Source organism: Hallella faecis (assembly GCF_018789675.1).
GTDB classification, from domain to species: domain Bacteria; phylum Bacteroidota; class Bacteroidia; order Bacteroidales; family Bacteroidaceae; genus Prevotella; species Prevotella faecis.
The window spans coordinates 31396-54396 of record NZ_JAHKBE010000013.1; the positions used below are offsets into that span (position 1 = coordinate 31396).

Here is a 23001-nt window from a genome sequence, read left to right on the forward strand (position 1 = left end):
GCCATGGCCAAGCGTGTGTTGCTCGCCCTCGTGGCCATCGCCCTGGCCTGCCACGCCAGCGCCAACCCTACCGACTCCACACAGGTGGGGCGGAAAGGGCGTCGTGCCCGCACCTCGGGCCACGAATTGCGCAATCCGCTGCTCAACGCCGCCTACCAGTTTGTGAAGGAGTTCTCGCGTGTCGACACGCTGTATGTGGAGCCGCAGCACTACAACTTCACCGTGATGCTCCAAAACACCAACACCTACGAGATCTACCACCTGTCCAACAAGACGGGGCAGGAAATAGTGTTCGTGCCGAAGCCATCGGTGAAGCTCGGACCCTATGTGGGCTGGCGATGGGTGTTCCTGGGCTACACCGTCGACCTCACGCACCTCAGCGACGGCGACCGCAAGCAGGACCTCAACCTCAGCCTTTACAGCAACCAGATAGGGATCGACGTGTTCTACCGAAAGTCGGGAAACGACTACACCATCTCGCGCATGGACCTCGGCAAGCAGTACGACACCAGCCGCATGCGCGGAGCCTCGTTCGACGGGTTCCACTCGAGCATCACGGGCGGCAACCTCTATTACATCTTCAACCACCGCAAGTTCTCCTATCCCGCCGCCTACAGCCAGAGCACCGTGCAGCGGCGAACGGCGGGAAGCCCCATGATGGGCATTGGCTACACGCGCCACTCGCTCGAGGTTGACTGGGCCAAGCTGGCCGACCTCGTGGAGCAACGCCTCGGGACCACCAACGCCGACGGCATCATCGACTCGTCGATGCGCTTCTCGAAGGTGAAATACACCGACTACTCCATCTCAGGGGGCTACGGCATCAACTGGGTGTTTGCCTACAACTGGCTCTTCAACGCCTCGGCCATGGCCTCGCTCAGCTACAAGCGGTCGACCAACGATGTGCAAAAGGAGGAGGACAACTTCTTCCGGGCCTTCGATTTCAAGAACATCAGTCTCGACGGCCTGTTCCGCCTCGGACTGGTGTGGAACAACACGCGGTGGTACGCCGGGGCCAGCGCCGTGTTCCACGCCTACAACTACCGCAAGGATCAGTTTAAGACCAACAACATCTTTGGATCGGTCAACATCTATTTCGGCTACAACTTCGGACGAAGGTAGCCCCCAACACCCTTTTACGCTATGAAGAAAATATTGACGCTTTTGATCTTGCTCGCCACAACGGCCATGGGCTCCCAAGCCTCAACGCCCCACTATTGGCGAAGCGACTCGGTGAGGGTGGTGCGACTGTTGGAAAAAGCCGCAACCCTACCCCCAAAAACCAACCACACGCTGTGGTTCGCACGCCAACTGCGCGGACTGCCCTACGTGGCCAAGACGCTCGAGGTGAACCGCGAGGAGCGGCTGGTGGTCAACCTGCGGCAGCTCGACTGCACCACCTACGTGGAAACGGTGATGGCCCTCGCGCTCTGCATGAAGCAGAAGGCCCACACCTTCCAAGCCTTCTGCCGCAACCTGCAGCGCCTGCGCTACGAGGATGGCAAGGTGGCCTACACGCACCGCCTCCACTATTTTACCTATTGGATCGAGGAGAACGTGCGCAAGGGCCTCGTGGCCGATGTGCAAGGCCCCACGCCGCCCTTCACCGCCGTGCAGACCGTGCGGGCCAACTACATGACCACCCACACGCACCTCTACCCCATGCTTGCGGCCCATCCCCAATGGGTGGCGCCCCTGCGGCAGATGGAGAGGGCCATCAGCGGCCGACGCTACCGCTACATTCCCAAGGGCCAGCTGAGGAACAGCAAACTGCTGCGGAGCACCATACGCAACGGCGACATCATCGTGATACTCACCTCCAAGAAAGGCCTCGACACCAGTCACCTCGGCATAGCCGTGTGGCACGCCGACGGGCTACACATGCTCAACGCATCGCAGCTGCACCGCAAGGTGGTGGAGGAGCCCAAGCTCCTGGCCACCTACATGGCCGAGCACCCCTCGCAGATAGGCATACGCATCGTGAGGGCGAAGTAGAACCTGCATAAGAAAAACAATCAGCACAACATGAAACAAGGCAAGAGAAAAATGGCCACCATGGCCATCGTCGCCACGCTCCTCGCAACAGGAGCCACGGCACAAACCTACACGCACCATTATCCCAAGGCTGTGGAGCGCGCCGCCGCCAAATGGGTGAAGCAGGGACAATGGAGGGGAGCGTTCAACAAGGCCGTTCCCGCCCCTACGGTCAACCTCGCCGAGTTTTGCATACAGTATAGCAGGAACCCCAAGCTGTGGGACGAGCTCTTCCAATGGCTCCAGAACAACGACCTCAAGGCGCTCAAGCCAGGGCGCACGCCCATCGGCAAAACGGGCCTCGTGGCCTCCGTGGAGGATGGAACCAACTGGTGCTCGGAGCACGACCTCAGGAATGGGAAGGGATCGGAGAGCCACAGAGACAACATCGACTTCATGATCGTGGTAGACGGCGTGGAGGGACTGGCCCTCATCGACCACGACACAGCCACCCCCCTCGCCGACTACACCCCCGACGTGGAGCATTACCGCTACGACGCCACACGCCTCAAGCGGTTCGAGATGGCACCCAACACCTTCTGCATCATGTTCCCATGCGATTGGCACATCGCAAAAATTAAAACCGGAAAGCAACAAGAGCACGTTAAGGTCATCGTGGTCAAAATGCCATACGAAAGGTAGAGAGAGGGGAAAGCAGGTCGCATGCCGCTCATGTAGCCCTTATGCGCTCCCTGTTCCTTCGTGGCTTATCTGCTCTCCAATTGTTTACCTCTTCGGGTTGGCGTTGAACCTCCAGGCGAGGGAAATCATGGCGTAGCGCGGTATGGCGTTGTGCCACGTTTCGGTTCGTCCTTGCGCGTCGACGTGGAACGATTGGTTTTTCAGTTGTCCCAGGATGTCGAATGCCTTGATGGCCAGCAGCAGTTGGCCTCGGCATAGCTTGCGCGAGAGCTCCACGTTCCATATGCATTGCGTGGTGTTCATCTCCGGCGCCTCGTAGCCCCTGTGGGCGTAGGCCACAAGGGAGGTGGACAACTGGAGCGACAACGGCAGGTCGACGATGGCACTGAAGCCATAATCGAAGTCGGCGGCGTTGATGGTGGCAAAGTCGGGTCGGTCGCCCGTAATGTGACGATAGCGTGCGTTTGCCAACAGCGAGAGCTGCGCATGCTCCGAGGGGTTCCAGTCGGCCTTGCATTGCCCATCGGCGCCGAGGCTCCTGACGATGCTTGCCGGATGCGCCTGCCCCATCTCCGAGGCGAGGTCCACGCTGTTTTGGTAGGAGGGTTGCAGGGCGAAGGAGAGCAGCATCTTCTGCTTCTTGAGGACAGGCGTGGTGAAATGGATGTTGGACGCGATGGTCCAGTTGCCGTTCACGTTCTGTGGTGTGGCGGTGGTGCGCCCTGTGTTGCGATCGAAGGTGGTCATCATCGCCACATCGTTATAGCGCCTGCTCCATTGCACGGCCACGCCCAACCGTTGCTGCGCCTTAAGGTCGTGGGTGTAGTTGGCGCCGACCTCAAGGATGCGTGTATCCTTGAGGTGTTTGTTTCCGTTAATGGCGTATAGCGGATTGCTGTCGTCGTGGTAATCGATCATCTGCGTGAGGTCGGCGAGGCGCGTATAGTATTTCGAGCTGATGTCAACGTGGTGGCGGTTGGCTTTCCACCTGAAGGTGGCGGCAGGCTCAAAGAGCGTGCGTCGCTTTGCCACGGTTTGGTCTGTGGTGCGCCACGCTGAGAGGTTCGTGCGGATGTGGCGCAGAGGCAGTGTAACGGTAAGCTCGCCGTTCTGAAACGTCTGCGAATAATAGACACCCACTTGGTGTTGCCATTGGTGCTCGCGGTAAACATAACTGTTGTTGGCGTCGAGCACCCTGCGCAGGGCATCGGCCGTAGACGGTAGCCAGGAGATGCAGACTGTGTCGTGCTGCAACTGGTCCAATCGGTAGAACATATTGTCGTTATGGCGGCGCTCGTAAACCACCTCATAGAAAGGCGCGAGAATCTTGCCAAAGCCACGATAGTCGTAGCTCGTCTTAAAACGGAAATTGAAGTCGTGATTGCCCGCCTTAAGGTACGTATGGCGCCTGTCGGTGGAGGCCGATGGTTCGGAGTAGCGGAGGTTGTAAAGCGAGAAATGCTTGCCGTCGTAATTGTTGTAGGCCAGCGAGGCGTTGAGGCGAAGAAGATCGGCCACGAGGCTTATTCCGTTTGTCGACGTCATCTTGAAGCTCCATTGGCGGTTCTTGATGTTCGTCTCGTCACTAAGCGTGTTGAGCGTGGCGCCATTGGCGAAGCGCCTCTCCTGTAGCGACCTGTTCTGGCGCAAGGCCTTGAAGGACAACTGAGCATCGTTGATGACGAAATATTCATTCCGCTGAATATACATGTTGCCCTTCAAGTGGATCTTGTCCGACGTTACGCGCGAGTTGTCGCAGGCGCGCTTCATCTCATCGCCGCCGGGAAAGTAAGTCTGCTGGTTGCTTTCCGTTCCCCTTATGTTGTTTTTGTGCTCATAGACGGTGCTGAAGGCAGCGAAGGCGCCAGGGTCAAAATCGTGCGAGATGTCGACGCCCGCACTTTTGATATGGCTGACACCGTTGCCCGCATCTTCGGGCTTCCAGCGGCCGAGGGTGCTTGCCGTTTGGCTCTCGCTCACGTTGTTTGCGTTGCCATAGGCTATAACCCTCGAGCTCTCTTTCATGTCCATTCCAAACCCGCGCAACCTGTAGCGGTTGTCGGTGCCCGCACCTACCTCCGCATTGACCATAAGCCCGTGGCTATACTCTTTCTTGAGCCTCACATCCATCGTGTAGGGTTGGTCCTTCATGTCGCTCTCGGAAACGGGCATTCCTTTGCCATAGCGGCTGTAGACCTTTATCTTGCCGACGGTGTAGGCCGGCAGGTTCTCGAGCGCCACTTGCGCATTACCGCCAAAGAAATCCTTACCGTTGACCAATAAGTTCTCCACATAGTGCCCATTGACGTAGATTCGCCCATCGGCCGACAGGGTGGCGCCGGGAAGCCTCCTTATGAGCTCATCAAGCATGGAGCCGTCGGCCATTTTGAAGGCATCGGCGATGTAGACGATGGTGTCGCCACTATAAATCATCTTGATCTTGGTGGCCTTCACCAAAAGTTCAGGCAACTCTTTGACGGCCTTGACCATGCGGATGTCGCCTACCCTAACCAGCCACTCGCGCCTCGACCTGACGCGGAAATTGACGTACGCGTCCTTGTACCCCACAGCCGACGCGTGGATGATGTATTTCCCCACTTTGCCCACCTTGAAAGCGAACATGCCGACAAGTATCGGATGGTTGGGCGGCCCGATGGAGACCATCGTGTCGATCGGTATGTTGTCGGCGTTCATCAGCACAAGCGTAACATCACCGATGTTTTCGCCCGTCAAATTGTCGAGTGTGCGGCCTTTCACATTTATCATGATGTCGCGCGCCATGAGCGAGAGCGAGAACATCATGCAAAGTAGAAGGATGAATCTTTTCATGGGAAATCTATTACACACAGGCTTAATCGCAGAACATTCCAGGACAGCTTCCCCGTTTCGAACAAATACCAGAACCGGTTTTTACACTTCCTAAGAAACCGTATGAGTAGCTGCAAGGTTCTCCTGATGATTTCGAATCGCATACATGCTCGTGTTCGGGAGAAATACCACTGCATCTGTATTGACTTGAATCAACATCACTTCCACCAGTAATTAGCTTCAGTTCCTCGCGCGATAACACTTCGCCCAAATTTGCTTGTTTGAATTTGAATTTCTTCATAGGTTTGAATTTTAAAATTAAATAATATATTTGAGATCTCCAACATTGTACAAACGAGGCATTTCATGCCCGTCGATGAATATTGTTGGGGTATGAGTTATTTTCATGGCATCACAAAATTCCGACATCCTTTGTGCATTATCGTCGTTATCTTTAGAACGATGGGACTTAACAGGATGCAGCTTTTCGTACTCCTCAACATTCTTTACGCTTAGCGCGAACCAGTCGTTAAGAACCGTTGACATATCCTCGGCCTCTTTCTGTAGAGTCAGAAACGTGTCAACGGGCGTATGGTCGTACCCTACGTTAGTTGGTCCCGACACAAATATTATCTGTAAGCAAATGTTACTGTTATTCTTCACTAACTTGCTAAGTTCTTTCTGCGCTTTCCCACAATGGCCACAGAATGGATTGCACACCTCTATAATATGCATCATGCCATTTGGGTTTCCAAGGGTTATACCAAATCCTTCAATGGGCACACTCACTTTTCTTTCTTTTCTTAGTAACGCCTCGAATACTGCTCGGTCATATTTTATTTTCAAAAGGGAATGCTCTGATTCTTCCGATCTCTCAAGAATGATGCCAAATTTCCATAGTAGGAAAACACCTAATGCTGAAAGGAACATACTTACGAAAACACAACATAGAGTTTCAGGCGTCATAAGACTAAACCTTGATAGGCTACCATTCAATAAGGAAATAGCAAACAACCCCCATATAACTGCCAATACAGCCAAACATAAAGGGCACCACTGCTTAACAACCCTTTTTTGGTAATAAAGAGAATATGCCGTATAAGGAATGGCCACAATGTTCATGTAAGCAAGGCATGTTATTACGCGTTCACTCATACACGACGATAACGAGGCACACAAAGATCCAAGGAAATACACACTTCCAATAACAGCCCATGGAATATTTGCGAATGTGGCACCAGAAGATGCCAACACTGCGTTGCAGTTAACTTTCTTATTGTCGCCACAAACTCCCATCACCACAGGATTGTATGCGTTGTATTCGTGCATAAGCAAAAGGCTACACACAACACAACCAATTAGTAAAAACACAGAATAGGCCAACGACAACACCCCAATGCTACCTACAAGCCCTTTGTAAACACTAATAACCATTAAGGCAATCGGCAACATGGAAATGGCCAAATATTCAATGGCTCTTTGCAAGTTCTCTTTCCATCGGTAACCCTTATGGCTTAAGCCCCCTTCATCTTTTGTTGTAGCGAAGAACATAGCATAGCCTGTAAATACCTCACTGAACTTATCAATAGAAATTAGTTCACGCTTGTGTTCTTTAGGGTTAAACCAATCTATAGCATTATCGCTACGCCCAAATACTGTAGCGAAAAGCTTATGGTTGCTTAAGCTACCGTCGGACACCTGAGACAGGAAGGGAATTTCCACTTTCAGTACTTCCTGTACGTCACTGCATTTATAAGCTACAGAATCCACCCCGAAATTCTCCATCACATCATGAATAGCTAACATGCTTGGATAGAATGGATGACGTTTAAGCTGACGACATAAAGTGCCATCAGATAATTTTAGTTTGAAGGATTCACATAATAATGACACCGCTTCTTCCGCATTGGTTTTGGGATGTAGAAAATTGTCTATAAGAGTCATATTACAAACATGTGTGTGAGGCGTTATAAGAAAAGGTATCATAATACGAGTTCTCGCCTACCATTATAAATAATGTGTATATATTAGTTGCCCAAAAACTAATATCCCAAGAGGTAACTTCTCCAAAATTACAGTTTGCAATATTACGTAAAACAACATGCCCAACTGCGTCAGTTACGTATATATTAACTGTTCCAAGATTACAGCGCCATTTCATATAGAGTCTTGTTTCATCAATCCATGTCGATGGCAGAAAAGCGAGGTTAGCAGGGCACCTTCGAGAACCTTGTCCATTGCTTGTCGCCACCTTATAATTAAGGTATGTTGTATGAGAATCCATGGATCCTGCTTTTGCCCCATATACCTGGAGGCAAAGCAACAATGCTGCTGCAAAACAAATATTCCTCATTACGTTATTGTTTGATTTAGGTGTGGGCAAAGATAGTGCAAGCGAGAGCCATGAGAACTTGTTCTCTAATGGCCGAGTGCAGCCTATCTTATACAAAGATAGCACATTCTTTTGGTATTTTGATAAAAACATTGTTCCAATGCGTTGCCATCGCATTCCAATACGTTGCCATCTTATTTGCTCTTCTTTCACAACAGGCCATAGCATTGCGCCACTTTTGTTGCCATTTGGCAATTATCGGGTTTCTTTTCCATTTTCTTGTCGCAAACGGGGTATGCTTCAATTATTTTTTATAACTTTGAAAACAAAAAGGCATGAGGCGGCTTCCACTCTATCCCCCCGCCACGCATAGAACACGAATCAGCCCTGACTTCCTTTGTGGGAAACCAGGGCTGATGTGTGTTATGCTCGGCGAATGTCTTTGCGCTTCGCCAGGGGAATGTTATTTCACCTCAATGTTCTTCATGACCTTCGCCTCCTGCTCAGGAGTGATCTTCGGAACGGTGATGGTGAGGATGCCATCGGCTACGCTTGCGGTGATGTGGTCGTGGTCTACATCCTCAGGCAGGGTGTAGCACTGCTCATAGTTGCTGTAGCCAAACTCGCGGCGCAAGTAGCGCTCGTGCTTCTCCTCCTTGTTGTCGCGCTCTTCTTCCTTGTGCTCCATCTTGTTCTCAATGGCCACATGGAGCAGTCCGTCGTTGTTGATGTTCACGCGAACCCACTCCTTCCTCAAACCGGGAACGGCCATCTCCATCTTATAGTCCTTGGGAGTTTCAAGCACATTGATAGCGGGCGCTGTGGCTTTGGTCTGCGGCATCAGGTCTACATCAAAGAGTGTGTCGTCAAACCAATTGTTCAACCAATTAGAATCATTGTTTCTACGAACTAACAACATAATATTTACCTCCAGTTTTGTTTTGTCGTCCTCTCCCCGCCTTGTGGTTCGGTCGGGACTTCATGTTATAATTATCTTTTGTTAGCTTCGGCTTTTTCGACATCCATTTCGTGGGAACCCCTTCACGCCATGTAAAGCACGCTCCGCTCATCTGGCTTATCGTATAGCCTCGGTTGTCACTATGCCCTTAAGCAACAAACGTGCCAAGGGCATCAGGGGGATGCCCGTCTGCCAGATGTTGCCTTTTTTGTCACGTTCGTGTGCAATATTGTCACACAACATGATGATAATCTGGAGGGATAGCCGTATCTTTGCAGCATGAACGAAATGATCATCTCTGATTTGTCGGTGGGCTACAAGCACCGAGTGGTGGCCTCGCATCTCACCGCCCGCTTGCAGGGCGGCACCCTCACGGCGCTCGTGGGTGCCAACGGCATGGGTAAGTCGACCCTGCTGCGCACATTAGCGGGGGTGCAACCGCCCTTGGCGGGCACGGTGACGCTCGTGGCCGACGGCGTGGAACGGCAGCTGTCAGAACTCTCACGACGCGAGCTGTCGCGATGGATTGGCGTGGTGCTCACCGACCGCGTGGAGGTGGAGAACCTCACCGTGGAGCAACTGGTGGGCATGGGGCGCATGCCCTACACGGGCTTCTTCGGACGCCTCAACGACGACGACCGCCGCATGGTGGGCGAGGCGCTCGCCATGACGGGCCTCACCCCTCTGGCCCAGCGGCAGGTAGGCACGCTGAGCGATGGCGAGCGACAGAAGATGATGATTGCCAAGGCTTTGGCGCAGCAAACACCCGTGGTGCTCCTCGACGAGCCTACGGCCTTCCTCGACTATCCGAGCAAGGTGGAGACCCTGCGGCTCTTGGGCCATCTGGCCCACCACACGGGGAAGATCATTGTGCTCTCCACCCACGACCTGAACCTCGCCGTGCATCTGGCCGACCACCTGGTAACCTTTGGCAACGGACTCGAAGAGGTGGGTAAAGACCGTTTGCGTCGTTACCTCGACCAGCTCCTGAAAAGTCAACACGCCTCCCTGGATAAGGTGATGGGGTGAATATCTCACCCCGAATGGTAATTCTTTTAGCCTCAGACGGCGTAACAACGAATCGTTTTATTTGGCCTCAGACGGCGTAACAACGAATTTCCCTAATTTTCGACTTTTTCCAAATTGCGTTAGCTAAATTCGTTCAAATTGGTAATCGTAGAACGATTACACTAATTACCTCCCTTTTGGTCGGTGGGGCTTCGCCGGGTCTCGTTAATTTGAGAAATTACTTCCCTACGGTCAGTGGGTCTACGACAAATCTCGTTGTTCTTTCTGATGAAGGTTTAGCTCGGCGGCCGAAGGGTAAGCCAAAGCGGCAGAGCCGAGCGACCGCGCCTGAGCGCAAATCATTGAACCTGCGGGGAAGAGTTAGCGCATGACGCGCTCTATGTCGGCCAACGTGCCGTCGAACGGGCCATTGTGCTCCAACTTCAGGGTGCACATGGCGGCGGCGAACCTACCGGCCTCGGCGTAGCCCATGCCCTGCAACCGACAATAGAGGTAGCCCGTGGAATAGGTGTCGCCACAACCCGTGGCGTCGACCACCTCGCGCGGTTGGAAGGCGGGAATCTCATAGAAATGGCGGTCGGCATAGATGAGCGAGCCATAGCTGCCCAGCGTGATGACCACCTCCCTCACACCTTGGTCGGCCAGCGTACGGGCCACGGTGCGAGGATCCTTCGAGTTGGTGATGACCTCCATCTCGTGCTCGTTGAGCTTCAGGATGCTCGTGGCCGCCAGAATCTCCTCTTGGTGCTTCCAAGGAATGGCGCGCACATCCTCGCCCACCACCTCGCGCAGGTAGCCCTGCACATCGATCGACACCAGTCCCTTCGTGGCCAGGTATTTCACCACCTCGGGCGGGAAGTCGTCAGCCAGGAGGCTGCCCAAGTGGAACACACGGGCCTCCAACGGGCGCACCTCCTCCAAGGTGAAGGGGTCGGCCTTGGCCAGCACCCGCTGCGTGCGGTTGTTGGTGTCGATGCCGTAACGGTTCTCAAAGTACACCGTGTGACGGCTCGGATAGCAAAGGGTGTCCACGCCCGCCTGGCGCAGCTTCTCCACCTCGCCCATCTGGCCTTCGCCCACCTTGGTCACCAGTTGGTAACTAACCTTCTCTGGGAGGCGACTAATGCCATACGACATATAATAAGAGGTGCCACCGGCCATATAGACGGTGTTCTTAGGTGTTACGATCTTATCGCGGGTAATGTGCCCTATGCTGCAAATGTCTTTCATTTCAAAAACGCGTTTGACTGCAAAGGTAACAAATAATTCAATACCATCACACAGAAATGGGCTAAAAAAGTAGTCGCCCTACAGCCTTTGCGCCCGCCACGGCACCCCTTCGCCAACAGGTTTTTGCATAAATCTCAAAAAAAATACGCCATAATGTTTGGGCGTATCGAAAAAACATTGTACCTTTGCATCGCTTTTAACGAAGAAGCCCAGATGGCGGAATAGGTAGACGCGCTGGTCTCAAACACCAGTGCCGCAAGGCATCCCGGTTCGAGCCCGGGTCTGGGTACTCCCAAAAAGTTAACGATCCCTTGTAAATCGCTGATTTGCAAGGGATTTTTCTTTTCCATCCCCTCACCCTCGCATCCCTCCACCTCCATGGCCAAGCCGAGCGAAGGTTCAAAATATTTGGTTAAAAAGTTGTGTCGAGATTTTGACCGAACCAGCGAGCGAAATCGCCGTTTTTGCGCCATCGGAGCGACAAAAACGAGACATTCGCTTGCCGAAAGGCATCTTTGGTGTTGCGATTGGGCATCTTTCGAGCTTCGAAAGGTCAGCTATCGCACCACGAAAGACCATCTTTCGACGTGCGAAACATGCCTAACGGCAAGGGGTAATGTAAGACGAGGAGCGAGCAACGAGCAGCTATAAATCACAAAGCGCTGAACGCCAGGCATTTGCATAACTTTGCTGAGAATAGCGTATTTGCGCCCAACATTGTCTTCGTCGAAGACAAACGTGTAGATTGCCATATAGATTGTTGCGAAAATTCCCAAGGGAACAACGGCAGGAGCCATACCATAAACCCAAATAGCCAACGTCCGCAGGCGAGCCTTGAGCCAAATTGCACCCAGTTTACAAACACCTATAAAAATAGGTATAGGTAAGCAACAAATTGCAGCAAGCAGAGGATTTTTTGGCGAAAAGTGCTTACCTTTGCACCCACGAACCTAATAATAAACCATAACAACTTCCTAAAACATGATGAATTACCTGAAAAAAGTTAGCTTGCTGCTGCTTTGTTCACTCTTTGTCCAAGTGGCGTCGTGGGCGCAACAGGTACAGGTGTCGCCTGTGCCTCAATCGGTTAGCTGGGGCGAGAAGGCCTTCGAGTCGGCCAACGCCAAGTATAGCCTTACCAAGGCCGAAACCACCGACGCCTACGCCGTGGCCTTGCTGCAGGAGAAGCTCACCCTGGCCGACGACGGCATCAGCCTGGTGGTGGGCAAGAAGGGCGAAGCGGCCGTGAGCGCCGTGGAGGCCAACATTCCCGAAACGGCTGAGGGCTATTACCTCAAGGTGGACGCCAACGGCATCATCGTAGCTGGCGCCGACGACGCCGGCACCTACTACGGCGTGCAGACCCTGTTGCAAATACTGGCACAGCCCAACGTGATGGAGGTGGAGATTAGCGACTATCCCGCCTGCGCACAGCGTGGCGTGATAGAGGGTTTCTACGGCAATCCGTGGAGCGACGCCGACCGCAAGAGCCAGTTTGAGTTCTATGGCAAGAACAAGATGAACATCTATGTTTACGGTCCCAAGGACGACCCCTACCACCGCACCAAGTGGCGCGAGAACTATCCCGCCGACAAGGCCGCCATTATCCGTGGCCTGGCCGAGGCCGCCAAGAAGAACCACGTGTCGTTTGTGTGGTCGATCCACACGGGCGGAAGCATCTCCAACAGCGAGAGCGACTTCAAGGCCGTGGTGAACAAGCTGGAGCACGTCTACTCGCTGGGCGTACGCAACTTCTCCATCTTCTTCGACGACTTTGGTGGCGCCGACGCCAGCCTGCAGGTGGCCGAGTGCAACTATGTTTGGAAAAACTTCATTGAGAAGCACGACGACCTGAACCGCCTCTCGATGTGCCCCACCAAGTATAACGCCGCCTATGCCGGATGGAACAAGAACGACGACTACCTGCGCGCACTGGGCAAGGGCTTGCACAAGGGCATTGAGGTGATGTGGACAGGCGACGGCGTGGCCGACATGATCAACCAGGGCGACCTCGATTTCTTCAAGACCGCCACGGGGGGCATGGCGCCCTTCATCTGGCTCAACTATCCCGTCAACGATTATTGCATCGGACACATGCTCATGGGCAAATTCTACGGCAACGACAAGGGCAACAACGCCTTTGGCGGCAAGATGACGGCCTTCACGTCGAACCCCATGGAGTATGCCGAGGCCTCGAAGGTGGCGCTCTACGGTGTGGCCGACTATGCCTGGAACATGAAAGACTACAACCCCGAGGCCAACTGGGAGCGTGCCATCAGATACCTGATGCCCAACAACGCCGAGGCTTTCCACGTGTTCTGCGAGCACAATGTGGACCTGGGATGGACCGTGCACGGACTGCGCCGCGAGGGCGAGAGCCCCAATTTCAACGTGAACGGCACGCTCGACGAGCAGAAGGACCAGTTTGACCTGATGGTGGAAGCGGCCGACGCGCTGCTGGCCGACACCTACAACCCCGCGCTCATCACCGAGATCACACCGTGGCTGCAGAAAATGAAATACATGGGCCAGCGCGGACAGAAGATCGTGGAGATGTGGGGCCTCATCGACAGTGGCGACACGGCGAAGTTCCTGCAAGACTACCGCGACATACAAGACCTTCTGACCAAGGAGGACGCGCTCATCTCGCGCAACTTCTCAGGAACCATCAAGAGCGCCAAGCCCGTGGTGGCAACGCAGAAGGTGGAGCCCTTCCTCAAGCAGCAGCTCAACGAGTTGGTCATAGCCTACAAGAGCAAGTACACCGAGGGTTGGGAGAACTTCCCCGTGCAGGTGCTCGAAACGGGCAACTACTACATCAAGTACAACGGCAAATACCTTTATAATAAGAACGCCTCGGCCGACCGCACGGGCGACATGCCCATCTGGACCGACGCCATCGACGACACCCAGCCGCAGAAGTGCGAGTGGACCATCAGCGTGGATCCCAACACGGGCCGTTACAAGATTGCCAACACGCAGGATGGCCGTTACCTCAACGAGAAGGGACAGTTCTGGGAGAACAAGGAAATCAACCCCTACGACCCCGAGTGGCACAGCTACGACATCTACCGCGTAAACGGCAAGTATGCCATCCAAACCACCGCAAAGGTGAGCCGCAAGTTCCTGGGAGCCAACAAGACGCGCATCATCAAGCGCGACACGCCGTTGGCCAAGGACAAGGACAACAACCCCATCCTCCACATCAACGACGCCATCTTCGAGATCGTGCCGGTGAAGGGCAACGACGGGAAGCATCCCGTGATCGAAAGCGGAAAGACCTATTACATCAAGAACGACAAGGGCGAATATCTCACCACCACCTCGTCGCTCTCGGCCCTGAGCCGACCCACCTTCAAGGCCAAGGGAAAGGATGTCACGAAGCAGAAGTACCAGAAGTGGACCATCACCACCGACGCCACATCGGGCCGATGGAAGATTGCGTTCAACAAAAACAAGTTCCTCGACGAGGAAGGACGCATCAACCAGAACCCCTACTACTCGGAGTGGAACTCGGTAATCTTGCGCGAGGTGGGTGGCAAATGGGCCATGACGAGCGTCACGCCCAACGCCGCACCGCAGCAATGGGGCATCACGACCGACAAGGTGATTAAACGTGTGGACGCCGACCTGAAGGACAGCTACGTGTTTACCGTGGTCGACGTGGACGACGACGATCTCGCAACGGGCATCAGCACTCCCACAACGAGCAACGACACCAACGCCAACGCCGCCATCTACGACCTCTTTGGCCGCAAGGTGGAGAAGCCCGCCCAGCATGGTGTTTACATCAAGGGTGGCAAGAAGTTTGTGAAGTAACGCAACCCACATACCTACTATTCCTACAATCCCAGCCCCGTGTGACTGGGATTGTTGTTTTCCCTCCTTGGGCCGATGGCCGTCTGCCATCTTTTTTCTTAAGAAACATTAAAGCCCTTTTACTTTTTCGCTCCCCAATCGTCAATTTAATTATCAGACGTCAAACGTTTGATGACAATTGATTTTATTACCTTTTAAACCAACTACTTTATGAAAAGATCAATCAGAATGATGCTGGTTGCCCTTAGCAGCATTGTGTTGTGTAGCGCCACGGCTTGCGCCGACAACGACAAGCCCATTGATGTAAGCAATCTTCCAGCCAAGGCACAGACCACACTCACCACGCACTTCAACAAGCAAAAGGTGGTGCTCGCCACCATAGAGGCCGGCATTGTAAACAAGAGTTACGACGTGGTGTTGCAGAATGGCACCAAGCTCGAGTTTGACAAGAAGGGCAACCTCACCGAGGTGGATTGCAAGCAGGGAACCGTTCCCGCCAACCTCATCCCCCAGCCCATCCAAAGCTATTTGCAGGCCACCTACCCCGGCCAATCTGTCAAGAAGATTGAGATAGACCGAAACGAGCACGAGGTGAAGCTCACCAACGGCTTGGACATCACCTTCAACAAGCATTTCAAGGTTATCGACATCGACTAACCTCGAGCAAGGGTCGGTAGGAACATCACATAAGACCCAACGCCGCAAGGCGAAAAAGAGAACAGGGGCGAAGCCTTTGCGATAATCCGCAAAACGCTTCGCCCCTTAGGGTTAGGGTGCGCTAATGGGCTCTTTTTACTTCATCTTCATGCCCATGGTGTACATAATGAAGCCGTAGATGTCGGCCGTTTCCTCCATCACCTTCGAGAGCGGTTTGCCACCGCCATGACCCGCCTTGCTGTCGATGCGGATGAGCACGGGAGCCTGACCGGCCTGGCACTCCTGCAAGCGGGCAGCAAACTTAAACGAGTGGGCGGGAACCACACGGTCGTCGTGGTCGGCTGTGCAAACCATGGTGGCAGGATACTTCACCCCCTCCTTCAGCGCGTGAAGGGGCGAGTAAGCCTTCAGATACTCGAACATCTCCTTGCTGTCGGCGCTGGTGCCATAGTCGGGCGCCCAGTTCCAACCGATGGTGAACTTGTGGTAGCGCAACATGTCCATCACGCCCACCTCGGGAATACAAACCTTATAGAGGTCGGGGCGCTGGGTCATGCAGGCACCCACCAACAGGCCACCGTTGCTGCCGCCCATGATGGCGAGGTGCTGGTTGTCGGTATACTTGTTGCTGATGAGCCACTCGGCTGCTGAGATGAAATCGTCGAACACGTTCTGCTTCTGCAACTTGGTTCCGGCCAGGTGCCAGTCCTCACCATACTCGCCACCGCCACGCAACACCACATAGGCGTAGACGCCGCCATTCTCGAGGAACGGAATGCGCATGGCCGAGAACGAGGGAGGATAGGTAATGTTGAAGCCGCCGTAGCCATACATCAGCACGGGGTTCTTGCCGTTGAGCTTCATGCCCTTCTTATAAGTGAGGAACATCGGGATGCGGGTGCCGTCCTTGCTGGTGTAGTAGACCATCTCGGAGGTATAGTCGCTCAGTTTGAAGCTAACCTTCGGTGCGCTCATCACCGTGCTCTTGCCCGTGGCCAAGTCATACTGGTAGGTGGTTGAGGGAACGGTGTACGAGGTGTAGCTGTAGAACAGCTCCTTGCGCTCGCGCTTGCCCGAGAAGCTGGCGCTACCCACGCCCGGCAGTTGGATGTCGCCGATCTTCTTGCCGCTGATATTATAAAGGTAAGCCTGCGAGCAGTTGTCTTTCTTATAGGTGAGCACCATCTTGTCGCCATCCACAAACGTCACGTTGTCGAGCACGGCGTCGCTCTCGGGCACCAGTTCCTTCCAATCGTTGTAGCCCGGCTTGTTGATGTCGGCCACCATCATGCGATACTTGGGAGCGCCGGCATTGGTCATCATGTAAATCTTATCGCCAATGATCTCCACAGGCGAATAGTTCTTGCTACAATCGCCCGTCATCTGTATGAACTGCGAGTTGGGCACACGCAGGTTTCGCACGTAGATGTTGATGCCTTGGTCCATTCCCGTCTCGTAAAGGAACATCATCGTCTCCTCCTCGTTCACCGACACACTATAGAAACGCAAGGGATAGGCGGGGTTCTGGTAGAAGAGCACATCCTGGCTCTGCGGGGTTCCCATCTTGTGGTAGTAGACCTTCTGCACCTCGTTCTTGGCCGAGGTCTCCTTGCCCTTCTCGGGGGCGTCGTAGGCGCTATAGTAGAAACCGCCATCATACCAGCTCACACCAGTGAACTTAGCCCACACGATGTGGTCGGAGAGCATCTTGCCGGTGTTCACGTCCATGACGTAAATTTCCTCCCAATCGCTTCCGCTGCGTGAGATGACATAGGCGAAATACTTGCCGTCGTTGGAGAACGAGATATCCTTCAGGGCCACCGTACCGTCGTCGCTCAACTTATTGGGGTCGAGGAACACACGCTGCGCACCACCTAAGGCGTCCATCTGATAGAGCACGGCTTGGTTCTGCATGCCGTTGTTCTTGTAGACATACCACTTTCCGTTCTTCTCGAAAGGCGTGTAAACCTTCTCATAGTTGACCACTTGCTTCAGGCGCTTCAGATATTTGGCGCGCTGCGGCACCTTTGCCAGATAGGCGTTGGTCACCTGGTGCTCAGCCTCCACCCATGCCGCCGTGGCCGCACAAGTGTCGTCCTCCAAGGGGCGGAACGGGTCGGCCACCTTAACTCCAAAATACTCGTCGACCGTAGCGTCCTTCGGAGCCGTGGGATACTTGATCGACTGTCCATTCGCCGCCAAGGCCGAAGCCGCCAAGGCCGAAGTGATCAGAAGTGTCTTCATTTGCATATAATTATAGATTAATAAGTTGGGGCAACAGTATGACGTCATCGTCTGCTTTTCCTTAGGGAACACGCGTTCAAATGGCCGAGTGCAGCCTATCTTATGCAAAGATAGTGCAAACGAGCGCCATGAGAACTTGTTCTCAAATGGCCGAGCGCAGCCTATCTTATGCAAAGATATAAAATATTACGCTTCGTCAACGTTTGCGAGGCGCAAAATTATGCACGACAACTAAAAATCTTTCGCAAAAACCACTGTGTGTGCAAACAAATGCAACAACATAACACTTTTGTAACCCAAAGGACCAATTATTACACCTATAAATAGACAGAATGACACGTTAGCATTTGGCATTTCCTAAAATATTTCGTAGATTTGCAATCTAATTTGCCAACAACAATAACAGACGACAAAAATGAAAGACTTTATCAAATCGGTTAGCGCCACCATCGTGGGTCTGCTGGCCTTCTCCGTCATCGTAGGAGTCATCTGCCTCATGAGCCTCGTGGGCATGATAGCTTCATCACAGTCGACCCAACGAGTGGCCGACAACTCTGTACTCGTCATCAAGCTCGACGGAGCCCTGCAGGAGCGCGCCGAGGACAACCTATACGCCACACTCAGTGGCACCTCAACAAAGGGATTGCAAGAAACACTCGAAGCCATCACCAAAGCCAAGAACAGCGACGAGGTGAAGGGCATTTACCTCGAAGCCGGTTCCTATGGGGCCGACATGGCACAAATGCAGGAGCTACGCGACGCGTTGGCCGACTTCAAGACGGCCAAGAAATGGATTGTGGCCTACGGCGAGGAGTACTCGCTCGGCGCCTACTATGTGGCGTCGGTGGCCGACAAGATCTACCTCAACCCACAAGGCACCATATCATGGCAGGGCATGGGCGGACAGATGATGTTTGTAAAAGACGCCCTCGCCAAGATCGGCGTGAAGATGGTTCCGTTCAAATGCGGCAAGTATAAGAGCGCCACGGAGATGTTTACCGAGGACAAGATGAGCGAGCCCAGCCGCGAACAGACGGAACGCTACCTCGGCGGATGGTGGCAAACGGTGTGCCAAGCCGTGTCGAAGAGCCGCGCCATCAACGCCGACTCGCTGCAGGCGTATGCCGATCGCGTCATCTCGTTGGAAGACCCAAAGAACTTCATACGTTACAAAATGGTCGACGGACTGCTCTATAACGACCAAGTGAAGAACGTGGTGCGCAGTCGCCTCAAATTAGAAAAGACCGACGAAGTGCCGCAGGTCTCTGTGGCCGACATGATCAACGCGCCCGCCGAGAAGAAGGGCGACGAGATAGCCGTCTACTATGCCTGGGGCGACATCGTGCAGGAACGTCCCTCACAGGATGCGTTCTCCAATAGCCATCTCATCGTGGGACGCGAGATGTGCGCCGACCTCGCCGACCTCGCCGACGACGACAATGTGAAGGCGGTGGTTATCCGCATCAACTCGGGCGGTGGTTCGGCATACGCCTCCGAGCAGATATGGCATCAGATAGAAGCCCTGCGCACCAAGAAGCCCGTGGTGATCTCCATGGGTGGAGCGGCCGCATCGGGTGGCTATTACATCAGTGCGGCAGCCGATTACATCGTAGCTGAGCCCACTACCATCACAGGCTCCATCGGTATCTTCGGCCTGACGCTCGACCAGTCGCAACTGCTCACCGAGAAGCTCGGCCTGCGTTACGACGAGGTGAAGACCAACCGCAACGCCACCATGGGCGGCATGATGAAGCCCATGACCGCCGAGCAAATGGCGCTCATGCAAGCCAGCGTAAACCGTGGCTACAAGCTCTTCAAGAGCCGCGTGGCTCGCGGACGACGCATGAACATGCAACAGGTGGAGGAGCGCGCACAAGGTCATGTGTTCCTGGGATCCGACGCCCTCAAGCTCCGTCTCGTCGATGAGTTGGGCGGACTCGATAAGGCGGTGGCCAAGGCGGCCAAACTGGCCAAACTCGACGTGTATCACACCCTGCCCTATCCCGCTCCCGCCGACATGATGACGCAGTTGCTCAACTTCAACAATAACAAGGGCACGGCGCTCGACGAGCAGTTGCGACTGACGCTGGGCACCTTCTACGAGCCCATTCGTATGTTGCGCACCGTGCAATCGCTCGACCCCATGCAGGCTCGATGCCCATTTATCATTACCAATTTCTGAACATCACACCATGGAAGGTGACCTCATTAAAATCAACGACTGGCTGTTGCCGCTGAGTTGGCTCTACGGCATGGGCGTGGGGGTGCGCAACCACCTCTTCGACCTCGGCGTGCTGCCTCAGCAAGAGTTCTCCATACCCGTCATCGACGTGGGAAACATCACCGTCGGCGGATCAGGCAAGACGCCACATGTGGAGTATCTTATCCGTCTGCTGCACGACAAGATGAAGGTGGGAGTGCTCTCGCGGGGCTACAAGCGAAAGAGCCGCGGCTACGTGCTTGCCGACAACGACACGCCTATGCGCACCATCGGCGACGAGCCGTTCCAAATGAAACGCAAGTTTCCCGACGTATATGTGGCGGTCGACAAGAACCGGCGCGAGGGCATTCAACGGCTCACCGACGACGAGGCGACAAGCGATGTGGACGTTATTCTGCTCGACGACGCCTACCAACACCGCTACGTCAAGCCCGGCATCAACATCCTGCTGGTCGACTATCACCGACTCATCATCTACGATAAGTTGTTGCCCGCCGGCCGACTGCGTGAGCCCATGAAAGGCAAGAACCGAGCCGACATAGTGATTGTCACCAAGTGTCCGAAAGACCTGAAACCCATGGAGTTTCGCGTGCTCACCAAGGCCCTCGACCTCTTTCCCTATCAGGCGCTCTTCTTCACGCGCATCGACTACGACGAGTTGGCACCCGTCTTTCCCGAAGCAGTAAGCCTTCCCACATTATCGTCGGCCAACACGCTGTTGCTCACAGGCATCGCCTCACCCCGACAGATGGAGCTCGACCTCAAGGACCGCTGCCGATCCATCACCCCCATGTCCTTCGGCGACCACCACCAGTTCACCGAGAAAGATGCGGCGCGCATCAACCAAGCCTTCGCCAACTTGCCCGAGCCACGCCTCATCATCACCACAGAGAAAGACGCCACGCGCCTATTGAGCACCAATGGTCTGAGCCTGGAGGTGAAGAAAGCGCTCTATGCGCTGCCCATACGCATACGGTTCATGCTCGACCAAGAAGAAAACTTCAACCACAAAATAATCAGCTATGTACACAAGAATTCAAGAAACAGCATCCTGGCTAAGAGAAAAGATGACGGCAAGCCCAAAGACAGCCATCATTCTGGGAACAGGCCTGGGACAATTAGCTTCCGAGATAACTGATACCACCGAGATACCTTACAAGGACATACCCAACTTCCCCGTGTCGACCGTTGAGGGCCACGCAGGCAAACTCATCTTCGGCAAGCTGGGAGGCAAGGACATCATGGCCATGGAGGGACGCTTCCATTTCTACGAGGGCTACTCCATGAAGGAAGTAACGTTCCCCGTGCGTGTCATGTATGAGCTCGGCATCAAGACGCTCTTTGTGAGCAACGCCGCCGGAGGCATGAATCCGGAGTTCCACATCGGCGACCTCATGATCATCACCGACCACCTCAACCTCTTCCCCGAGCATCCGCTGCGCGGAAAGAACATTCCCACCGGGCCACGCTTCCCCGACATGCATGAGCCTTACGACCATGAGCTCATCGCCATGGCCGACCAGATTGCCGAGGAGAAAGGCATCACCTTGCGCCACGGTGTGTATGCCGGTGTACAAGGCCCCACGTTTGAAACACCTGCCGAGTACCGTATGTTCCGCATCATGGGTGGCGACGCCGTGGGCATGTCGACCGTACCGGAGGTCATCGTGGCGCGCCACTGTGGCATCCGCGTGTTTGGCGTGAGCATCATCACCGACCTCGGAGGCTTCGACAACCCCGTGGAAGTGAGCCACGAAGAGGTGCAACAGGCAGCCGCGACAGCACAGCCGAAGATGACAACCATCATGCGCGAGATCATTGCTCGCTCATAAATTACGCAAACATCAATCATGGAAATATCCAAGCTCGGAGAGTTCGGCCTCATCGACCGACTCACCAAAGACATCCAACTCAAGAACAACAGTTCTCTTTACGGAGTGGGCGACGACTGCGCCGTGATGCATTACCCCGACACAGAGGTGCTCACCACATCCGACATGCTCATGGAGGGCGTGCATTTCGACCTCACCTACGTGTCGCTCATGCAACTAGGCTATAAGGCGGCGATGGAGAACATATCCGACATCTTCGCCATGAACGGCACCCCACGCCAGATGATCGTGTCGATCGCCATCGACAAGCGCTTCAACGTGGAGGGCATGGAGCAGTTTTACACGGGCCTGAAGAAGGCCTGCGACAAGTGGAACATCGACATCGTGGGCGGCGACACCACATCATCGCTTACGGGATTGGCCATCAGCATCACCTGCATAGGCGACGCTAAGAAGGACGACATCGTGTATCGCAACGGCGCGAAAGAGACCGATCTCATTTGCGTGAGCGGCGACCTGGGTGCGGCTTACATGGGCCTGCAGTTGCTCGAACGCGAGAAAACGGTATATTATCAGCAACTCGACGACATCAACCGCAAGATTTCCGAGGCCAAGAAAGCGGGCAACGACGCCCTCGTGAAGCACCTGCGCGAGCAGGGTGCGAAGACCGCCGACTTCCAGCCCGACTTCGCTGGGCGCGAGTATCTGCTCGAAAGGCAGTTGCAGCCCGAGGCCCGTGGCGACATCTTACAACTGTTGCGCGAAAACAACATCAAGCCCACGGCCATGATGGACATCAGCGACGGCCTGTCGTCGGAGCTCCTCCATATCTGCAAGCAGAGCCAATGCGGATGCCGTGTGTACGAAAAGAACATCCCCATCGATTACCAAACAGCTGTTCAGGCCGAGGAGTTCAACATGAACGTCACCACTTGCGCCATGAACGGAGGTGAGGATTACGAGTTGCTCTTCACCGTGCCCATTGGCGACCACGACAAGCTCAACGGCTTGGAGAGCAAGGGAATCCGCCAGATTGGCTACATCACCAAGCCCGAGTTGGGCACTAAGCTCATCAGCCGCGACAACCAAGAGTTTGACATCACGGCACAAGGTTGGAACCCGCTCAAAGGATAACACCCAACGATTCGCCCACAGATTTACAAGGATAGGCCATCCCGAGCATGCCCACAAAGGC

The 23001-nt window shown here is 54.3% G+C and carries 17 protein-coding genes and 1 tRNA gene; 12 read left to right on the top strand and 6 right to left on the bottom strand.

The features are described 5' to 3' along the window. Nucleotides 1–3: 3 nt before the first annotated feature. The 3 genes from KM934_RS04900 to KM934_RS04910 are packed head-to-tail and all read left to right on the top strand — an operon-like array spanning nucleotide 4 to nucleotide 2676. Nucleotides 4–1122 (top strand): DUF4421 domain-containing protein, encoded by a 1119-nt coding sequence (locus KM934_RS04900; protein WP_215759504.1) that lies wholly within the window; start codon nucleotides 4–6, stop codon nucleotides 1120–1122. A gap of 21 nt (nucleotides 1123–1143) precedes the next feature. Then, nucleotides 1144–1995 (top strand): N-acetylmuramoyl-L-alanine amidase-like domain-containing protein, encoded by an 852-nt coding sequence (locus KM934_RS04905; protein ID WP_215759505.1) that lies wholly within the window; start codon nucleotides 1144–1146, stop codon nucleotides 1993–1995. A 30-nt stretch (nucleotides 1996–2025) separates the two neighbouring features. Continuing rightward, nucleotides 2026–2676, top strand: coding sequence for a YhcH/YjgK/YiaL family protein (locus tag KM934_RS04910; protein ID WP_215759506.1), 651 nt, complete (start codon nucleotides 2026–2028; stop codon nucleotides 2674–2676). A gap of 84 nt (nucleotides 2677–2760) precedes the next feature. On the opposite strand, the gene KM934_RS04915 is transcribed toward KM934_RS04910, so the two are convergent. From KM934_RS04915 to KM934_RS04925, 3 genes are read right to left on the bottom strand one after another with little or no spacing between them, the layout of a single operon-like run. Next, complete coding sequence (locus KM934_RS04915) at nucleotides 2761–5505, bottom strand: porin family protein (RefSeq protein WP_215759507.1); 2745 nt, start codon at nucleotides 5503–5505, stop codon at nucleotides 2761–2763. Nucleotides 5506–5527: 22 nt separating this feature from the next. Then, nucleotides 5528–5785, bottom strand: a complete 258-nt coding sequence (locus KM934_RS04920; RefSeq protein WP_215759508.1) for a hypothetical protein — start codon at nucleotides 5783–5785, stop codon at nucleotides 5528–5530. Nucleotides 5786–5802: 17 nt separating this feature from the next. After that, nucleotides 5803–7428: a vitamin K epoxide reductase family protein gene (locus KM934_RS04925; protein WP_215759509.1), complete on the bottom strand. Its 1626-nt coding sequence runs from the start codon at nucleotides 7426–7428 to the stop codon at nucleotides 5803–5805. Between the two features lie 338 nt (nucleotides 7429–7766). Between KM934_RS04925 and KM934_RS04930 the strand changes: the two genes are divergently transcribed. Beyond that, on the top strand, nucleotides 7767–8189 hold the full coding sequence (locus KM934_RS04930) for a hypothetical protein (RefSeq protein ID WP_215759510.1): 423 nt from the start codon (nucleotides 7767–7769) through the stop codon (nucleotides 8187–8189). 90 nt (nucleotides 8190–8279) lie between these two features. Here the strand turns inward: KM934_RS04930 and KM934_RS04935 are convergent, their stop codons facing one another. Next, nucleotides 8280–8735, bottom strand: a complete 456-nt coding sequence (locus KM934_RS04935) for an Hsp20/alpha crystallin family protein (protein WP_215759511.1) — start codon at nucleotides 8733–8735, stop codon at nucleotides 8280–8282. A 318-nt stretch (nucleotides 8736–9053) separates the two neighbouring features. On the opposite strand from KM934_RS04935, the gene KM934_RS04940 reads away from it, so the two are divergent. Then, nucleotides 9054–9803, top strand: coding sequence for an ABC transporter ATP-binding protein (locus KM934_RS04940; RefSeq protein WP_215759512.1), 750 nt, complete (start codon nucleotides 9054–9056; stop codon nucleotides 9801–9803). A gap of 360 nt (nucleotides 9804–10163) precedes the next feature. Here the strand turns inward: KM934_RS04940 and KM934_RS04945 are convergent, their stop codons facing one another. Continuing rightward, a complete protein-coding gene (locus KM934_RS04945; protein ID WP_215759513.1) occupies nucleotides 10164–11033 on the bottom strand; it encodes a PfkB family carbohydrate kinase in 870 nt (289 codons plus the stop codon). A 207-nt stretch (nucleotides 11034–11240) separates the two neighbouring features. Between KM934_RS04945 and KM934_RS04950 the strand changes: the two genes are divergently transcribed. The 3 genes from KM934_RS04950 to KM934_RS04960 all read left to right on the top strand — a co-directional run bounded on the left by KM934_RS04950 (nucleotide 11241) and on the right by KM934_RS04960 (nucleotide 15509). Next, a tRNA-Leu gene (locus KM934_RS04950) sits at nucleotides 11241–11322 on the top strand. A gap of 692 nt (nucleotides 11323–12014) precedes the next feature. Next, complete coding sequence (locus KM934_RS04955; protein WP_215759514.1) at nucleotides 12015–14852, top strand: beta-N-acetylglucosaminidase domain-containing protein; 2838 nt, start codon at nucleotides 12015–12017, stop codon at nucleotides 14850–14852. Nucleotides 14853–15062: 210 nt separating this feature from the next. Further along, nucleotides 15063–15509 (top strand): PepSY-like domain-containing protein, encoded by a 447-nt coding sequence (locus tag KM934_RS04960; protein ID WP_215759515.1) that lies wholly within the window; start codon nucleotides 15063–15065, stop codon nucleotides 15507–15509. Nucleotides 15510–15644: 135 nt separating this feature from the next. Here KM934_RS04960 and KM934_RS04965 read toward each other — a convergent pair whose 3' ends face one another. Beyond that, entirely contained in the window at nucleotides 15645–17753 is a 2109-nt protein-coding gene (locus KM934_RS04965; protein ID WP_215759516.1) for a prolyl oligopeptidase family serine peptidase, read from the bottom strand. Nucleotides 17754–18168: 415 nt separating this feature from the next. Between KM934_RS04965 and sppA the strand changes: the two genes are divergently transcribed. From sppA to thiL, 4 genes are read left to right on the top strand one after another with little or no spacing between them, the layout of a single operon-like run. Next, entirely contained in the window at nucleotides 18169–19935 is a 1767-nt protein-coding gene (gene sppA / locus KM934_RS04970) for a signal peptide peptidase SppA (protein ID WP_215759517.1), read from the top strand. Between the two features lie 10 nt (nucleotides 19936–19945). Next, nucleotides 19946–21112: a tetraacyldisaccharide 4'-kinase gene (lpxK, locus tag KM934_RS04975; protein ID WP_215759518.1), complete on the top strand. Its 1167-nt coding sequence runs from the start codon at nucleotides 19946–19948 to the stop codon at nucleotides 21110–21112. Next, nucleotides 20997–21806: a purine-nucleoside phosphorylase gene (locus KM934_RS04980; RefSeq protein WP_215759519.1), complete on the top strand. Its 810-nt coding sequence runs from the start codon at nucleotides 20997–20999 to the stop codon at nucleotides 21804–21806. Before lpxK ends, KM934_RS04980 begins: the two co-directional genes overlap by 116 nt. A gap of 18 nt (nucleotides 21807–21824) precedes the next feature. After that, entirely contained in the window at nucleotides 21825–22940 is a 1116-nt protein-coding gene (thiL, locus tag KM934_RS04985) for a thiamine-phosphate kinase (RefSeq protein ID WP_215759520.1), read from the top strand. Nucleotides 22941–23001 lie beyond the last annotated feature (61 nt).

Bases quoted from the DNA above. Each gene is read 5' to 3' on its own strand.
- KM934_RS04900 (WP_215759504.1), top strand. From the start codon at position 4: ATGGCCAAGCGTGTGTTGCTCGCCCTCGTGGCCATCGCCCTGGCCTGC.
- KM934_RS04905 (WP_215759505.1), top strand. From the start codon at position 1,144: ATGAAGAAAATATTGACGCTTTTGATCTTGCTCGCCACAACGGCCATG.
- KM934_RS04910 (WP_215759506.1), top strand. From the start codon at position 2,026: ATGAAACAAGGCAAGAGAAAAATGGCCACCATGGCCATCGTCGCCACG.
- KM934_RS04915 (WP_215759507.1), bottom strand. From the start codon at position 5,505: ATGAAAAGATTCATCCTTCTACTTTGCATGATGTTCTCGCTCTCGCTC.
- KM934_RS04920 (WP_215759508.1), bottom strand. From the start codon at position 5,785: ATGAAGAAATTCAAATTCAAACAAGCAAATTTGGGCGAAGTGTTATCG.
- KM934_RS04925 (WP_215759509.1), bottom strand. From the start codon at position 7,428: ATGACTCTTATAGACAATTTTCTACATCCCAAAACCAATGCGGAAGAA.
- KM934_RS04930 (WP_215759510.1), top strand. From the start codon at position 7,767: ATGGATCCTGCTTTTGCCCCATATACCTGGAGGCAAAGCAACAATGCT.
- KM934_RS04935 (WP_215759511.1), bottom strand. From the start codon at position 8,735: ATGTTGTTAGTTCGTAGAAACAATGATTCTAATTGGTTGAACAATTGG.
- KM934_RS04940 (WP_215759512.1), top strand. From the start codon at position 9,054: ATGAACGAAATGATCATCTCTGATTTGTCGGTGGGCTACAAGCACCGA.
- KM934_RS04945 (WP_215759513.1), bottom strand. From the start codon at position 11,033: ATGAAAGACATTTGCAGCATAGGGCACATTACCCGCGATAAGATCGTA.
- KM934_RS04955 (WP_215759514.1), top strand. From the start codon at position 12,015: ATGATGAATTACCTGAAAAAAGTTAGCTTGCTGCTGCTTTGTTCACTC.
- KM934_RS04960 (WP_215759515.1), top strand. From the start codon at position 15,063: ATGAAAAGATCAATCAGAATGATGCTGGTTGCCCTTAGCAGCATTGTG.
- KM934_RS04965 (WP_215759516.1), bottom strand. From the start codon at position 17,753: ATGAAGACACTTCTGATCACTTCGGCCTTGGCGGCTTCGGCCTTGGCG.
- sppA (WP_215759517.1), top strand. From the start codon at position 18,169: ATGAAAGACTTTATCAAATCGGTTAGCGCCACCATCGTGGGTCTGCTG.
- lpxK (WP_215759518.1), top strand. From the start codon at position 19,946: ATGGAAGGTGACCTCATTAAAATCAACGACTGGCTGTTGCCGCTGAGT.
- KM934_RS04980 (WP_215759519.1), top strand. From the start codon at position 20,997: ATGTACACAAGAATTCAAGAAACAGCATCCTGGCTAAGAGAAAAGATG.
- thiL (WP_215759520.1), top strand. From the start codon at position 21,825: ATGGAAATATCCAAGCTCGGAGAGTTCGGCCTCATCGACCGACTCACC.